We start from the raw sequence: 15684 nt of genomic DNA, 5'->3' as shown, positions 1-15684 counted from the left end.
TTTAGATAGCTTAGATAGTGCTTAAATAGTTTAGACTACTTAGAATCCACTATCGCTTGAATCCACTATCGTTAGAATCCACTATCGCTTGTTGTTGTAGAAGTAGACGAAGAGTCGGAGCTAGAAGTTCTTCCAGGATCTGTTCTTCTTCCATATCTTAAATTGCTATCTAAGGAAGATTGCAAAGTCCTTACAGTAAGCGTTATTGTAGAGCCTTTGTCTATCTTAGATCCTTCTTTTTCCGACATGCTTTCAACAAGATCATCATCTTTAGCAGAAGCGTCGGCAACAACCTTAAAGCCCTTTGCTTCCAATATTTGCTTGGCCTGCTTTAACGTTGTTACGCCAAGAGCAACATGTGGAACCTCTACCTTAGGCTTGCCTTTAGAAACATACAGCGTTATAGCGCTATGCGGCTTTACAGCAGCCCCAGCAGACGGATTCATCTTAGTAACAGTTCCTTCTGCAGCTGTTTCAGATTCTTCTTCTACAGTGTTAACGGTAAAACCAAGATTTTGCAATTCGCTAGTAACAACATCTTTAGATTGGCCAACCATTCCATCAGGAATCTTTGTTAAACCAGAAGAGATGTACAAAGTAACCATTGAACCTTTATCTGCAAACGAATCTGCAACTGGGTCCGTTCGTGTAACATGATTCTTTTTAACGTCTGTACTGTCTTCCACTCTAACGTTAGAAATCTTAAATCCTGCCCTTTCAAGAGCCTTTCTAGCAGCTTCTTGCGATTTTCCAGTAACATCTGGAATCTTAGTTGACTGAGGGCCAACAGAGAACCAAACACTAACTCTAGAACCAGATGCAACTTTATCCCCACCTTTAGGAGACTGCCTGGTAAAAGTACCTTCTGGCTTAGTAGACTTATCGTCTTCCAAAATATCTGGAATGAGACCAAGAGCACGAAGCTTTTCTTTAGCAGCATCTTGAGTAGTTGTTTCTGTAAACGTTGGAACAACAATATCTCCAGCAATCTTACTGCGATTTAACATAAACAAGATTCCGCCAACAACAATCGCGCAAACAATCGCAGATATAACAGAAGCAATAACAATACGCTTGCTTCTTTTTGCCTGGCTTGCAGCACGCTGAGCTGCTCTAGTGTTGTATCCCGAATTTTGGTACGCATCAAACTGCCCTGTAATGGCACCAAAGCTTTGCGTAGAGGCGGTGTCTGCAGCACCCATAGCCTGCGTTGCAGCGTTCTGCTCCGCCTGCTTTCTTGCACGCATATTAGCCAAATCGGTTAAAGGATTAAAGGCTGCTGCAACAGGAACACCGCCATTCATAAACGCTAATATGTCGTTTTTAAACTCTGCAGCTGTTGCGTACCTGTTCTGCCTATCTTTTGCCATTGCTTTAGCGCAAATCTTATCCCACATTGCAGGCAAGCCAGGAACAAGTGTGCTTAGAGGCGTGGCCACTTCCGAAACGTGCTGATATGCGATTGCAACAGCGGAATCGCCAGTAAAAGGCGGCCTTCCAGTTAGCATCTCGTATAAAACGCATCCTGCAGAATACAAGTCGGATCGCATGTCAACCTGCTCGCCGCGAGCCTGCTCTGGAGACAAGTATTGCGCGGTTCCAACAACACCCTGCGATTGCGTCATTGTTGTTGCAGAATCGTCTAGCGCCCTGGCAATTCCAAAATCCATAACCTTAACAATGCCCTGCTCGGAAATCATAATGTTTCCAGGCTTAATGTCTCGGTGAATTACGCCCATTCTATGCGAATATTCCAATGCGTTTAAAACGCCAAGCATAACCTGCTCAGAATCACGCTGGCTTAAAGCACCGTTCATCTTAAGAATGTCGCGAAGTGTTTTGCCTTTAACGTATTCCATAACAAGATACGGCAAATGCTCTTCTACGCCATTGTCGTCTACAACAGATTCTTCTCCAGAATCATAGATATTTACTATGTTTGGATTGTTCATCTGCGCGATTGAATGCGCTTCTCGGCGGAAGCGAGACAAAAAGATCTCGTCATTTGCCAAATCAGAACGCATGATTTTAACAGCAACGGTACGACCCAAGCGCTTATCTTCTGCGACTCGCACTTCGGCCATTCCACCGCGGCCAATCAATTCACCTAATTGGTACCGTCCATTCGCTAATGAGGTAGGCATTGTGTTACTCATTGCTGCTCCTTGCGGTCGTTATTATTCAAAATGTTAATAATATTCACTTGAGTTTTTGGAACACTTCTAACGCTGCGTCTAATGCGATTTGCGCTGGAAGAATCTATTGGATTTTTATTGTTGAATGCTGTTTGCTGATCCAAAAGTCTTCTTTCGATTTTTGCAAGCACTTTCGAAACAACAAGAGCATCTTTAGGTCTGTCTTTTGGATTCTTAGAAAGCATTGACATTACAAACTGTCTTAGCTGAACATCAACGCTATCTGGAAGAGGCGGAACAGGGTCATTAACGTGTGCTGCCGCAATATCTACAGGCGTGGCACCAGTAAATGGCCTATGGCCACAAAGCCCTTCGTACGCAACAACGCCAAGAGAATAAATATCGGACTGTGCTGTTGCCTGCTCTCCTTGAGCCTGCTCTGGGGAAATGTATTGAGCCGTTCCAACAACCATTCCATCTTGAGTAATCTGCTCTTGGTCGTTAGAGTACGAAACGCCAAAATCTGTAATCTTTACGTTTCCCGTTTCGGAAACCATAATATTTGCTGGCTTAACGTCCCTATGAATTACTCCATGCGAATGAGCAACAAAAAGACCTCTAGCGGTTTGAATAAGAATAGGCAGCAAGCGCGTTGGCTCTACAGTTTTTTCTTTATGATACAAATCTGCCAAAGACTTGCTAGGAACATATTCCATAATCAAAAAACCAATGCCATCATGCTCGTAGTAGTCAAATAGCGCTGCAATGTTTGGGTGAGCAAGATTAGCCGAATTATGTGCTTCTGCTCTAAGTCTGCGCAATTTAGCTTCAACATTATTAGTGTCTGTTCTAAGCGCTTTAATGGCCACTATTCTGCCCAGCTGTATATCGAAGCCCTTCCAGACTTCTCCCATACCGCCTTGTGCAAGCCTTCTATCTAGCCTGTATCGATGATGAACTAACTGTCCTTCAACAAGTTTCATTGCTTAAGCGCCTCCTTCATCACCTGTCGCATAATAGGTCCTGCCGTAAGTGTTCCGTATGTACTTGCATTGTGAATAACAACTGCTACAGCTATTTTAGGGTCTTCTGCTGGTGCAAATCCAATAACCCAACCATTAATAGCCTGATTTCTAAACCCAATTTGTGCTGTTCCTGATTTTGCAGCAACATGAACATTTGGCAAAGAAAGATTTGGGTTACTTTTTACAACCACACTTTGCATCATAGCATTAAGTTTTGCAGCACTTTGCGCACTTAAAGCTTGACTCATAACAGTAGGGGTTGTTTGAGATATAACAGACAAATCGCTAGATCTTACACAGTCAACAAGAGTTGGCTTCATAAGAGTGCCATTATTTGCAATAGCAGCCGCAATCATAGCGTTTTGAAGAGGTGTAACCCTGGCATCTCCCTGACCAATCGACTGAAGAGCAAGCTTATCTTGCGTAGGCTTTTGATTAAGCAAAGACGCAACAACTCTCATTGGGAAGCCAGTTGAATCAGAACCATCTAAAGTAAACGAGCTAAACAATCCAAACTTTTTAGCCTGCTTTACAATTGCATCGGATCCTAAAGACACTCCTAGTTGAGCAAACGCCGTATTTGAAGAATACGCTAATGCGTCTTCAAACGATATTTGCCCATTTGTTCCACTTGCGCTTGGAACAACGTTTGTAAGATGAGTTTGAGTTCCCGGAAGAGTGTAAACCGATCCAGCTGGAATCGAAGTGTTTAAATCATATTTTCCAGTTTCTAAAGCGGTTGCCGCAACAACAGTCTTAAAGGTAGATCCAGGAGCATAAAGTTCAGATATTGAACGATTTAGCATTGGATTATATATGTTAGACACAAGATCTTTATAAGCCCTGTTGGCGTTCGCAGCATTGTGAGATGCAAGAGAAGAAGGATCATAGCTAGGAGTGCTAACCATTGCAAGTATTCTTCCCGTTTTTGGCTCTATTGCAACTAAAGCGCCATTCTTGTCTTTTAAAAGATTGTATGCAAGAGTTTGAAGCTTAGTGTTAATAGATGTTTCTATAGAAGCACCCCTATTTTCTACACCTGTAAATAGCGACTTAAACTTTTGAAGGAATAACGCATCAGATTCACCGCTTAAAAGCTGATTTCTAGAAGCCTCTATGCCTCTATCTGCTCTCTGACTTATTGAATAATACCCCGTTATTGGAGCATAAACAGCGCCATTAGAATATGATCTTTGGTATACAAACGCATCTTTAGAAGGATCCGACTTTGCTAAAACAGTTCCATCAGAAGCAAGAATCGCCCCTCTTGGAGATCCAAATTCATGATATAGCGCGCGCCTGTTTCTAGGATCAGAATTTAATTCGTTTGCTTTTATAGAAGTTATGTAGGTACTAGAAATACACAAAATCACAAACAGTACGACTACAGCAGTAAAAAGCTGTTTTAAGCATTTATTCATTAAATTCACCCCCATCTTCTTTAAGATTAGAGGAGTTATTTTCCCTTTCCTTAAGCTCCCTTTCTCTAAGAGCAGCTAAGGCTTCGTATTGGAAAGTATCGGATGTTACAACAGCCTCAGGCTTATTGGCCGCATTAGAAATAACAATCAAAATAGCTGCAAGCAAATAGTTTGCAACCAAAGACGATCCTCCAGCAGCCATATATGGCATTGTTAAGCCAGTAAGAGGAATAACAAGAGTAATACCACCAACAACAGTAAACACTTGGAATGCCATTGTAAAAACTAATCCAGATGCAAGAAGCTTTCCAAAACCGTCTTTAATCTTCATAGCCGTAATCATGCCAGACGCAATAATAATCATGTAAAGCATTAAGACTATAAATAATCCAGTTAATCCTAGTTCTTCTCCCACGGATGCATAAATAAAATCAGAATTAGCAAGAGGTGTTAAAGACGGATGCCCCTGCCCCAATCCAGTTCCTGTTATGCCTCCTGCTGCAAGGCCAAATAATCCAGTAACAATTTGAGCAGAACCACCTGGGAATCTGTTGTAAATAACGGGGTCGTACGGATTAAGCCAAGCGTCAACTCTGTACTGAACGTGTGCAAAAAGCTTAACCGCAACCAGGCATCCAATCATAAATGCTATAAAGCCTATTGCAAGCCAACCTTTTCTTCCAGTTGAAACGTAGAGCATAGAAACAAACATTGCAAAGAACATTAATGATGTTCCTAAGTCGTGTTGTACAACAAGAACACACATTGATGCAACCCAAACAATAGCAATAGGAGCCATGTCTTTAAATCGCGGAAGATGAATCCCCAAAATCTTAGTTCCACCAACCGCAAGCCTGTCTCTATGATCAAACAAATATGCTGCAAAGAAGAAGGCTAAGAATAGTTTTGCAAATTCTCCAGGCTGAATAGTGTGATTTCCAAACCCAATCCAAATTCTAGCTCCGCCAATCTCTTTGCCTACTATTGGAAGCATTGGAGATAAAAGAAGAACAAGACCAATCACCATGCTAACGTACGAGAATCTTCTAAGAATCCTATAGTCTTCCAGAACCATTACAAAAATTATGGATAGCACAAGAGCAACACAAACCCAAATAAGTTGCTTCATAGCAACATTAGTGTTGTGCTGCTTGTCTATTCTTGCAATCATAACAGTTCCAATAGCTGTAAGAAGAAGAATGCAAGGTAATATTACCTGGCTAGAATAAGGCTTTTTTACAATCAAAACGCCCCACAAAACCAGGTACAATGCTGTTGTTAGAGCAAACATACCAACATAGTCTGCTGGAATAAAGCCATTAACTCTTAGAAACATTTGCAAAAATGCCACTGAAGATATAATCACAGAAAACAGCAACAAGGAGATTTGCTTAATTCGCATACTAAACATGTTCACGAGGTTTTACCTCCTGAATCACTGCTAGAGTCTACAACTCCACTATTGTTTCCATCCTTATTATCTGAATTAGAAACAACGCTTTTTTGCTTATTTCCGCGCTTTTCACTCTCTCGAGCACGAACTTCTCTACCAATCAGCCTTGCATGCCCTCTTGCTTCTTTAAGACTGCTAAAACTAATACCTTCGTCAAGCTGATCTTGCCAAGACTTATCAAGATTTTTTACTTTAATATCTGTTTCTTCAATCTGGTGAGAAAGCTCTAAACCAAATATGTTAGTAGGAACGCCTTGGTAAATAACTACTCGATCATTTCCTTTACCAATGTAGTACTGCTTTTGAGTCCAAGAGTAAACAAGATACGCTCCAGAAGCAACAATAGAGCAAACCACAAGTATTGCAAACGCAACACCTATTCTCATCCACCTTTTTCTAATCCTATTTGCCTTATGAGCCTCGGCTTGCTCTCTTTTTACAGCGCGCTGAACGTCTGGATCTCTAGGATCTGTTGATACTCTACCGTTCTTCTTTTTTACAATCGGAATCTCGTTTGTGTCGGTAGATCTAAGTTCCTCTTCATTTCTTAAATGAGAAGGCTGCACTAATCGAGTGGTTTCTGCAATTTTCTCAGATTTTTCTGTTGATTTTGAATCCGTTTGCATAAGAGCAGCAGCCCTTTGCGCAGGCGAATCCTTGCCTTCTCTTAAGACTGGTGTAGAAGAAACAGCTTTATTAACAATATCTGCTATAGACTCTAAATCTTTGCTTGCGGCACCGCCGATTAATGGCGTTTGATGTGGTAAATCAAAAGCATCCGCATCCAAAGCTAATGTGGCGTCTGCTATAACAGCAGTAGCATTATCTGTGCTTCCCGCTTTAAGTGCCATTGAAACAAGTTTTTGAGCGCACTCTTCTTGGTTGGATATTGTGCTCATTATTTCTTGAATTGTGGAATCTTCTAACACTCCACAAACACCATCTGAGCAAAGAAGCCAACGATCCGAAGGGTGAGCCTGCCTAATGGCAATATCTGGCCTTGGGTCAATATCAAAATCACCTAAAACGCGCATAACAACATTACGCTGCGGATGATTCCTTGCTTCTTCTGGAGTGATATGACCAGTATCTATTAAATGCTGAACGTAACTGTGATCACAAGTCATTCTTATAAGACGATTATCGCGCAACAAGTATGCTCTAGAATCACCTAAATGTGCAAGAACCCAGTAACCGCTTACAAGAGAGACGGCTGTTACTGTTGTTCCCATGCCAGCAAGCCTGCGTTCTCTTTTTGCTTTTCCAACTATTGCATCGTGAGCTGCCATAATTGAAGTTTCTAACATTGAAGAAACAGCTTTTACATCGTTCGGTCTTGAATCCTGCTCAATATGAGCTAAAGACCTAATGGCAATCGTGGATGCAGTATCTCCACCAGCGTGGCCGCCCATTCCATCGCAAATAGCAGCTAATCGTTCTCCTGCAAAGGCAGAATCCTGATTATTGCTCCTAACTGTACCAACGTCGCTAACAGCCGTGGAGTACATAAATAATGCTTTATCTATAAACGAAGCCTTATTTAAACTATTTTCTTTACTATTTGCAGCATTATCTACAGCATTATCTACAGATTTATCTTGATTTTGCTCTTTTTTACTATTTCTTTCATCTTCAATGTTTGAATCGAATTGTTTCATAACTCACCTCAATTCAAACATTGTTGCTCCAATTCGCACAGACGTACGCGGAGACAAAACAACAGGCTCATTAACACGACTATGACCTATCATAGTTCCGTTAGTAGAACCTAAATCTTCAAGAACCCAAGATTTTACCGACTGATTAAAATACACGCGAGCGTGATGAGAAGAAACAAACTCATCGTTTAAAACAACAGTATTGTTTGCAGACCTTCCCAAAGTAACTCCAGAAGGATCCAAAGGGAAAGATGATCCAGCTAAAGGACCGTCAATAATAACAAGCAAAGTTGGTGTTTCAGACTGATTCTTTGACTCTACGCTTGGAGAAACAATCTTATTATTTTTTAAATCTTCACTATTAGAGGCATTACTTTTGCGATGAGATTTGTTTTTCCAAGATCTGGACTTTTTAGGACTAAAAATCTCAATATCTTTGCGTAGAGAACTAACAGCAAGCCATACGAATACCCACAAAAGTACTAAAAAACTGTACTTAAGTATAGTAAAAGTTAACTCGGTTAATATCATGCGCGTACTCGTATCTCTTTACGTATTCGTCTACTACTCCTGATCTTGATCCGAAGCCCAGTAAAGAATACGGGTGCGTCCAATAGTAATAGTGTTTCCATCTAAGAGCGTTGCTGCTGGAGTTTGATGACCCTCAACATAAGTTCCGTTAGTAGAACCTAAATCTCGAGCAATAACACCATCTGGCGTAACGTCTATACCAAGATGCCTACGGGAAATACCTGGATCATCAATAACAATATCGCAGCCAGAACCTCTGCCCAATATTGTGCGATCCTTTGTTAACAAATACCTATTTCCATTAATCTCAAGCATTGGATGATTTTCTGACTGCTCTTGAGTTGTTACAGGAACAGCATTCCCTGGAACAGAATCAGAAGTCAAATTAAAGTTACCTTTTGTAAGTTCGGTATCTTCTTCAAAAATAACAGCAACAGGTCCAACAAACGCATAATGCTGACTTTTTGCATATTGTGTAAGATTATCCGCAAGCTCGTTAGCTAACGCTTCACTACCAAGCTGATCAAAATCTGGAGTACTTAGTTTAAAGTGATACTCGTTTGGGGCAACTGTACGATCTCGATCAATTGGCATAGATTGGTTATCAATCTCTCGCTCTAATGCACTGGAAAGATCAACAGGTTGCAAGTCTTTAGATCCGAATTTTGCGAAGACCCCGTTCATTGCACCTTCAACGCTCTTCTCAAGTCGGTCAAGCACGCTCATTGTAAACCCTTTCTATCTTTTCCTCATACTACTCGTCACCTCGTACGGTGTACAACTTACAACTAAATACCAAATACGTGTTTATCTAAATACGTGTTTATCTAAATTCATTTATATACTACATTTTTACAAAATTATGCAAAATAAACAAATAAGCACTTATAAACATTCATTTATAATACACTTTTATTATATATTTCTACGTGTAATCTTTAACATATGGATCAAAAAAATAAATTCTACGACTTTTTGGAAAAAATAAAATTCCAAATAACAAATAATAAAAAGTCTTCTATTGTTATACTTCTTGCGATTTTAATTCCGCTAATAGGTAAAGTTTTGCTTGTTAATAAGGCAGAAAGATTTTTTGAAGCAGGAATAGTGGCATTTTTCCATAACTATTCTCCATCTTTTATAATGGCTTTTTCTAAACTTCTTGCAATAGTTTTTTCTACAAAATCTTGCATTGTTATACTTTGCATTTTGGCAATTGTTTCTTATTTTATTAAACGCGATTGGCGCATAACTCTAGTACAACTGGTAACTTGCCTTCTACCAATGATTTATATTTTTGCAGTTAAATTTATAGTTCATCGTCCTAGACCGTTTATTGGAATAAAAATTAAAGTTCCACCAGACCCAAGTTTTCCAAGTGGTCACACTGCAGCAGCTGTAGCTATTTGTGCAATGGCTCTTATGATTATTTATACAGCCAATAAAGCCTTCTTAAGACTTGGATTAATCATTAGCATTATTGTTGTTATTGTTGTTGCACTTTCTAGACTTATTGTTGCAGCACACTTCCCTACCGATGTTTTAACCTCTGCAATAATGTATCCAATATTAGTTATGTATATTCTTGATTTCTTTAAAAACAATAGTTTTATTAATAATAAAATACTAAAAAGGTAGATTGAAATAAAATGCTTAACGGTTTCAAAAAATTTATTGCACGAGGCAGTGTAATAGACATGGCAGTTGGTGTTGTTATGGGCAGCGCCGTAACTTCTGTTGTTACTTCAATTGTTAAAAATATTATTAATCCGCTTATAGCAATAATTTGCGGAAAGCCAGATCTTGATGGCGTTTTAACAATAACCATAAACGGTGCAACAATTTCGTTTGGAGCTGTTCTTGGAGCAGTCTTAAACTTCCTTATTGTTGCCGCAGCCGTTTATTTTTGCATTGTTCTTCCTATTAACAAATTAAGGGAGATTGGTCTTCCTTTCTTGCAGGTTGAAAAAGAAAAGACCGAGGAAGAAAAACGCAAAGATCGCGAAGAAAAAATGATTAAAATCTTGGAAGATATTCGAGATTTATCTTCTAAAAAATAGTTTTTAACTTATAAATCATTTTTTAAATATCAATCCCCATAAATAATAATCCCCACTAATTCACTTTATGAGTTTAGTGGGGATTAATTATGTTTAATCTTATTTACTTAATTCTAGTTATCGCTTAATTCTAGTCATCACCAAGAGTTAAGTGAATTCCTCCAACTAAGGATCCAACAACGTTATAAAGCAAAGATCCAATCGCAGATAGCAGTGTTATTATCACTATTTCTACAACCGAAAGTATTATTACAGCACTTAAAACAGTTGGCAAAGAAAACACGTCTGCAAGATTAAAACCGTTGCTATCTAAACCTGTTGATGAAACAATCTGAGTTACCTGATCAAATACACCAACCATGTTTAAGAATAGCCACACTAATCCAGCTGCAATAACCTGTATTATTCCTCCAGCAACACTGAGTAAAAATGTTACTTTTGCAACAGACCATGCGTCCACTCTAACTAGCGAAAGGCTCATTCTTCTAGCTCTAGGCTGAGCTGGCTTTCTAAAAGAATATCCATTAGAAGAAGATGAGGCTGTTGCACCTACTGTTCTTGGAGAACTAGTGCTAGATTCACCATTAACTTTGTTATTGGATGTTTCAAAATCCTCACTCATCTAAGTTCCTTTCACTAGTATTTTCTGCTGACTGTTCATTTTGAGATTCATCTTCATCATCTCTTTCTTCATTTCGAGCAATAGAGATGATTTCATCACCCTTGTCTGGCTTAGCAAGAGTTACACCTTGAGTGGTTCTACCCGTGCGCTTAACCTCGTTAACATCGGAACGAATCACTTTACCAGACTTCATAATGGCCATTACTTGATCGGTTTCTTCTACAATCAAGGCACCAACCAAAGAACCGCGTCCTTCTGCAAGCTGTACTGCCTTAACACCGTAGCCGTTTCTGCCTTGCAAGCGATATTCTTCAATAGCGGTACGCTTGGCAAATCCTTCGTTTGTAACAACAAGAAGATCTTTGCTTGTGTCTACAGATACAACATCCATATCCAGCAATTCATCGCCATCTCTAAATCGCATGCCTTGAACGCCTGCAGTCTGGCGACCCATTGGTCGAAGCTGCTCATCATCTGCCCTAAACTTAAGGCTCATACCAAGCTTAGAAACAAGAATAATGTCATCTTCTGGGTTGCACAAAGCTGCACCAATCAGCTCGTCTATTGGCTCTCCAGTTTCTTCATTTGCCATTAGTCGTACAGCAATCAAACCACCTTGACGTGGAGAATCATACTCTTGCAAAGCAGTTTTCTTAACTTTTCCAGAACGAGTTGCCAATACCAAATACTTTGCTACATCATAATTTTGAATTGACAATACCGTCTGAATTGTTTCTCCAGGAGTGAACTGAAGAAGATTTGCAACATGCTGGCCCTTAGAATCTCTTGATCCTTCTGGAAGCTCATATGCTTTAATTCTGTAAACGCGTCCGCGATTAGTAAAGAACAAAAGCCAATTGTGAGTAGACGTTAAGAAGAAGTGATCTACAACATCATCTTCACGAAGCTTTGCTCCCTTAATACCTTTACCACCGCGGTGTTGTGCTCGATATTCATCTGCCTTCGTGCGCTTAATGTAGCCTGCGCGAGTAACTGTTACAACAACGTTTTCTTCGGCAATAAGATCTTCAACATTCATTTCTCCCGAGAATGGAAGAATCTTAGTTCTGCGATCATCGCCATATTTGGCTACGATTTCATCAAGCTCATCGCCAACAATCTTGCGCTGACGTTCTGGGCTTGCAAGAATATCATTATAATCTTCAATCTTGCGCATCAATTCTTCGTGTTCATCAAGAATCTTCTGTCGCTCCAAAGCTGCAAGTCTACGAAGCTGCATTGCAAGAATGGCATCTGCTTGAACTTCGTCAACGTCTAACAAATTCATCAATCCCGAACGGGCAGAATCAACATCTTTAGAAGACCTAATTAATGCCACAACTTCGTCAATCATATCCAAAGCTTTTAAGTAGCCTTGCAAAATATGATCTCGCTCTTCGGCTTCTCGCTTTAAGTAGCGTGTACGCCTATCAATAACTTCAAGCTGGTGGCTTACCCAATGACGAATAAAAGCATCCAAACTCAAAGTTCTAGGAACACCATCAACCAGCGCAAGCATATTTGCACCAAATGTTTGCTGCAATTGCGAATGCTTATAAAGATTGTTAAGAACAACTTTTGGAACAGCATCTCGCTTAAGAACAAGCACTAAACGCTGACCAGTACGACCAGACGTTTCATCGCGCATATCTGCAATGCCCTGAATCTTACCATCTCGCACAGCTTCTCTAATAGAAGCAGCCAAGCGATCAGGATTCACCTGATATGGAAGCTCAGTAACAACCAGGCACATACGACCCTTAATTTCCTCGGTATTAACAACAGCGCGCATTGTAATTAAGCCACGACCTGTACGGTACGCTTGCTCAATTCCCTTATGACCTAAGATTGTTGCACCAGTAGGAAAATCTGGACCTTTAATTCGCTGAATTAATGCCTCAAGAAGCTCGGAATTGCTGGCATCTGGGTGATCCAAAGCCCAGTGAACACCATCTGCAACCTCACGCATATTGTGAGGTGGAATATTGGTTGCCATACCAACAGCAATACCTGCAGAACCATTAACTAAAAGATTTGGAAAACGAGATGGCAAAACCGTTGGCTCTTGTGTTTTTCCATCGTAGTTTGGCAAGAAATCAACAGTATCTTTGTCAATATCTCGAACCATTTCCATAGCAAGAGGTGCCATACGGCATTCTGTATAACGCATTGCTGCTGCAGGATCATCACCTGGGGAACCAAAGTTTCCTTGACCATCTACAAGCAAATATCTCATTGACCAAGATTGAGCCATACGAACCAAAGTGTAGTAAATAGCAGAATCACCGTGTGGGTGATATTTACCCATAACATCGCCAACAACGCGAGAGCACTTGTTGTAACCACGATCAGGCCTATAACCGCCATCGTACATTGCATAAATAACGCGACGATGTACTGGCTTTAAACCATCTCTAACATCTGGCAAAGCGCGCTCAACAATAACAGAAAGTGCATAAGCAAGGTAAGATTCACGCATTTCTTGCTGCAAATCCATGTGCTTTACGCGCGCACCCTTCATTAATCCATAATCGGTGCTATCTGATTCTTGCGGACTTTGTGGTTCCATTGAACCGTCAGGCAGCTGATCTGGCTCTTCGCTATTATTAGCGGCATTTATTTCGTCTACCACTGCAATTCCTTCTTATTTAGCTTTTAAAGTTTATTACCTTAATCTGTTTAATCTACTAACGATTAATATTTTTAAGCGTCAATAAATCTTGCATCGTGAGCATTACGCTGAATAAATAGCCTACGAGGTTCCACTTCGTCTCCCATAAGCATTGAGAATGTTTCATCTGCTCGAGCAGCATCTTCAATATGAATTTGCTTTAAGATTCTATGCTCAGGATCCATTGTTGTTTCCCACAACTCCTGATAGCTCATCTCACCCAAGCCCTTGTATCGCTGAATGCCTTCGCCCTTAGGAAGTTGCCTACCTGCGGCTTTACCTTCTGCCAAAACTCTATCTCGCTCAGCATCTGTATACACAAAGTCATGTGCACCCTTGCTCCACTTTAAACGGTACAAAGGTGGCATAGCAACGTAAACATATCCAGCGGTAATCATAGGACGCATATAGCGGAAGAACAGTGTTAAGTTCAATGTTGCAATATGAGCGCCATCAACATCAGCATCTGCCATAATAATGACTTTGTGATAACGAACTTTGCTTAAATCGAAGTCTTCGCCATAACCGCCGCCAACAGCAGTAATTAAGGATTCAATAGTTTCCGACTTCATCATTCTATCGATTGAAGCACGCTCAGTATTCAAAATCTTACCGCGCAATGGCAAAATTGCCTGCGTAATAGGATCTCGTCCTTGAATTGCGGAGCCGCCTGCAGAATCACCCTCCACTATAAACAGCTCGCACTCTTCTGGATTATTAGACTGGCAATCCTTCAATTTATCTGGCATTCCAGCTGTTTCAAATATTGACTTTCTACGCGTGTTTTCGCGAGCTTTCTTAGCTGCAAGACGCGCACGCGATGCTTCAATAGCTTTTTGAATAATATTCTTTGCTTCACTTGGATGAGCGTCGAACCAATCTCCAAGCTTTTCGGTCATAACTCGCTGAACGAAGGTCTTAGCTTCGGAATTTCCAAGCTTTGTTTTAGTCTGACCTTCAAACTGAGGAGTTGTAAGCTTTACGGAAACAACTGCAGTTAAACCTTCGCGAACATCATCACCAGAAAGATTAGTATCTTTTTCTTTTAATATGTTCTTTTCTCGAGCATAACGATTTACCAAAGATGTTAATGCAGCACGGAATCCTTCTTCGTGAGTACCACCTTCGGTTGTAGAAATAGTATTTGCAAAAGTGTGAACAGCTTCCGAATAAGCAACAGTCCACTGCATAGCAATTTCTGCAGATATACCAATTTCAAGATCTTCTGCTTCAAAATCAATAACATCTGGCTCTACTGGAACAGATTTACGTGATTTAACCAAATAATCAACGTAATCTTTAATTCCGTGATCATATTTGTAGCTAACACTCTGATGCTTTTCTTCGCTAGCTAATTCAGATTCTCCAGTAACTTCATCTCCTGCCTCATCAGGCTTACGCAAATCTGTTAGAGAAATCTTTAATCCCTTATTTAGAAAAGCCATCTGCTGGAATCTAGAGCGCAAAGTTTCAAAATCATAAACAGTTGTTTCAAAAATTGCACCATCTGGCCAGAATGTTACAGAAGTACCAGTAGATTCACCATCTTCCATTGGCTTACCTTTTGCCAATGGAGCCGTTGGATGCTGATTTACATACGTTTGAGTCCAGTGGAATCCCTGGCGACGAACCTCAATTTCTACACGCGTAGAAAGTGCATTTACAACAGATATACCAACGCCGTGCAAACCACCAGAAACAGCGTATCCACCGCCGCCAAACTTTCCACCAGCGTGAAGCTTTGTCATAACTGTTTCAACACCAGAAACACCTTCGCCTGGCACTTCATCAACTGGAATACCTCTACCATCATCAACAACTTTTATAGCATTGTCTGGCAAAATCGTCACTTCAATGTGAGAAGCATAACCAGCCAAAGCCTCATCAACCGAATTATCCACAATCTCATATACAAGGTGATGCAAGCCTCTAGGTCCAGTTGAACCAATATACATACCTGGTCTAATTCGAACCGCTTCCAAACCTTCAAGAACTCGAAGATCGCTAGCATCATAATGTTCAGGAGAAAGTGAATCGTCGAGCTGAGCATCATCGAGCTTATGTTCTTCAACAGAATTTTCCATTGAATTATCTTCAGTGTTTAACAC

General features: G+C 40.3%; 12 protein-coding genes. 2 read left to right on the top strand and 10 right to left on the bottom strand.

What is annotated here, in order from left to right; translation table 11 throughout:
• Positions 1-71: 71 nt before the first annotated feature.
• The 7 genes from pknB to QP420_RS00990 are packed head-to-tail and all read right to left on the bottom strand — an operon-like array spanning position 72 to position 8949.
• Positions 72-2156, bottom strand: a complete 2085-nt coding sequence (gene pknB, locus QP420_RS01020; RefSeq protein WP_415688636.1) for a Stk1 family PASTA domain-containing Ser/Thr kinase — start codon at positions 2154-2156, stop codon at positions 72-74.
• Entirely contained in the window at positions 2153-3118 is a 966-nt protein-coding gene (locus QP420_RS01015) for a serine/threonine-protein kinase (RefSeq protein ID WP_060786992.1), read from the bottom strand. Before QP420_RS01015 ends, pknB begins: the two co-directional genes overlap by 4 nt.
• A complete protein-coding gene (locus QP420_RS01010; RefSeq protein ID WP_060786993.1) occupies positions 3115-4581 on the bottom strand; it encodes a peptidoglycan D,D-transpeptidase FtsI family protein in 1467 nt (488 codons plus the stop codon). Before QP420_RS01010 ends, QP420_RS01015 begins: the two co-directional genes overlap by 4 nt.
• Complete coding sequence (locus tag QP420_RS01005) at positions 4574-5998, bottom strand: FtsW/RodA/SpoVE family cell cycle protein (protein ID WP_060786994.1); 1425 nt, start codon at positions 5996-5998, stop codon at positions 4574-4576. The genes QP420_RS01010 and QP420_RS01005 overlap by 8 nt, the downstream gene beginning before the upstream one ends.
• On the bottom strand, positions 5995-7692 hold the full coding sequence (locus tag QP420_RS01000) for a PP2C family protein-serine/threonine phosphatase (protein ID WP_415688632.1): 1698 nt from the start codon (positions 7690-7692) through the stop codon (positions 5995-5997). Before QP420_RS01000 ends, QP420_RS01005 begins: the two co-directional genes overlap by 4 nt.
• 3 nt (positions 7693-7695) lie before the next feature.
• Complete coding sequence (locus tag QP420_RS00995) at positions 7696-8223, bottom strand: FHA domain-containing protein FhaB/FipA (protein ID WP_060786996.1); 528 nt, start codon at positions 8221-8223, stop codon at positions 7696-7698.
• Positions 8224-8256: 33 nt separating this feature from the next.
• Positions 8257-8949: an FhaA domain-containing protein gene (locus QP420_RS00990; protein ID WP_060786997.1), complete on the bottom strand. Its 693-nt coding sequence runs from the start codon at positions 8947-8949 to the stop codon at positions 8257-8259.
• A 219-nt stretch (positions 8950-9168) separates the two neighbouring features.
• On the opposite strand from QP420_RS00990, the gene QP420_RS00985 reads away from it, so the two are divergent.
• Both QP420_RS00985 and mscL read left to right on the top strand, forming a co-directional pair.
• Complete coding sequence (locus QP420_RS00985; RefSeq protein ID WP_481616315.1) at positions 9169-9861, top strand: phosphatase PAP2 family protein; 693 nt, start codon at positions 9169-9171, stop codon at positions 9859-9861.
• 11 nt (positions 9862-9872) lie between these two features.
• A complete protein-coding gene (gene mscL / locus QP420_RS00980) occupies positions 9873-10283 on the top strand; it encodes a large conductance mechanosensitive channel protein MscL (RefSeq protein ID WP_060786999.1) in 411 nt (136 codons plus the stop codon).
• A gap of 130 nt (positions 10284-10413) precedes the next feature.
• Here mscL and QP420_RS00975 read toward each other — a convergent pair whose 3' ends face one another.
• The 3 genes from QP420_RS00975 to gyrB form a co-directional block, all read right to left on the bottom strand.
• Positions 10414-10905, bottom strand: coding sequence for a DUF3566 domain-containing protein (locus QP420_RS00975; protein ID WP_060787000.1), 492 nt, complete (start codon positions 10903-10905; stop codon positions 10414-10416).
• A complete protein-coding gene (gene gyrA / locus QP420_RS00970) occupies positions 10898-13537 on the bottom strand; it encodes a DNA gyrase subunit A (protein ID WP_481616314.1) in 2640 nt (879 codons plus the stop codon). The genes QP420_RS00975 and gyrA overlap by 8 nt, the downstream gene beginning before the upstream one ends.
• Positions 13538-13608: 71 nt before the next feature.
• Entirely contained in the window at positions 13609-15684 is a 2076-nt protein-coding gene (gene gyrB, locus QP420_RS00965) for a DNA topoisomerase (ATP-hydrolyzing) subunit B (protein ID WP_415688626.1), read from the bottom strand.

Source organism: Bifidobacterium sp. UMB1197, assembly GCF_030217745.1.
In the GTDB taxonomy this organism is placed as follows: domain Bacteria; phylum Actinomycetota; class Actinomycetes; order Actinomycetales; family Bifidobacteriaceae; genus Bifidobacterium; species Bifidobacterium vaginale_B.
Note: the sequence above shows the minus strand (reverse complement) of the source record. Positions and strands in the feature narration are given on the sequence as shown.

What these genes read in the sequence shown, in the direction of transcription:
- pknB (WP_415688636.1), bottom strand. Translation starts at nt 2,156, where the DNA reads ATGAGTAACACAATGCCTACCTCATTAGCGAATGGACGGTACCAATTA.
- QP420_RS01015 (WP_060786992.1), bottom strand. Translation starts at nt 3,118, where the DNA reads ATGAAACTTGTTGAAGGACAGTTAGTTCATCATCGATACAGGCTAGAT.
- QP420_RS01010 (WP_060786993.1), bottom strand. Translation starts at nt 4,581, where the DNA reads ATGAATAAATGCTTAAAACAGCTTTTTACTGCTGTAGTCGTACTGTTT.
- QP420_RS01000 (WP_415688632.1), bottom strand. Translation starts at nt 7,692, where the DNA reads ATGAAACAATTCGATTCAAACATTGAAGATGAAAGAAATAGTAAAAAA.
- QP420_RS00995 (WP_060786996.1), bottom strand. Translation starts at nt 8,223, where the DNA reads ATGATATTAACCGAGTTAACTTTTACTATACTTAAGTACAGTTTTTTA.
- QP420_RS00990 (WP_060786997.1), bottom strand. Translation starts at nt 8,949, where the DNA reads ATGAGCGTGCTTGACCGACTTGAGAAGAGCGTTGAAGGTGCAATGAAC.
- QP420_RS00985 (WP_481616315.1), top strand. Translation starts at nt 9,169, where the DNA reads ATGGATCAAAAAAATAAATTCTACGACTTTTTGGAAAAAATAAAATTC.
- mscL (WP_060786999.1), top strand. Translation starts at nt 9,873, where the DNA reads ATGCTTAACGGTTTCAAAAAATTTATTGCACGAGGCAGTGTAATAGAC.
- QP420_RS00975 (WP_060787000.1), bottom strand. Translation starts at nt 10,905, where the DNA reads ATGAGTGAGGATTTTGAAACATCCAATAACAAAGTTAATGGTGAATCT.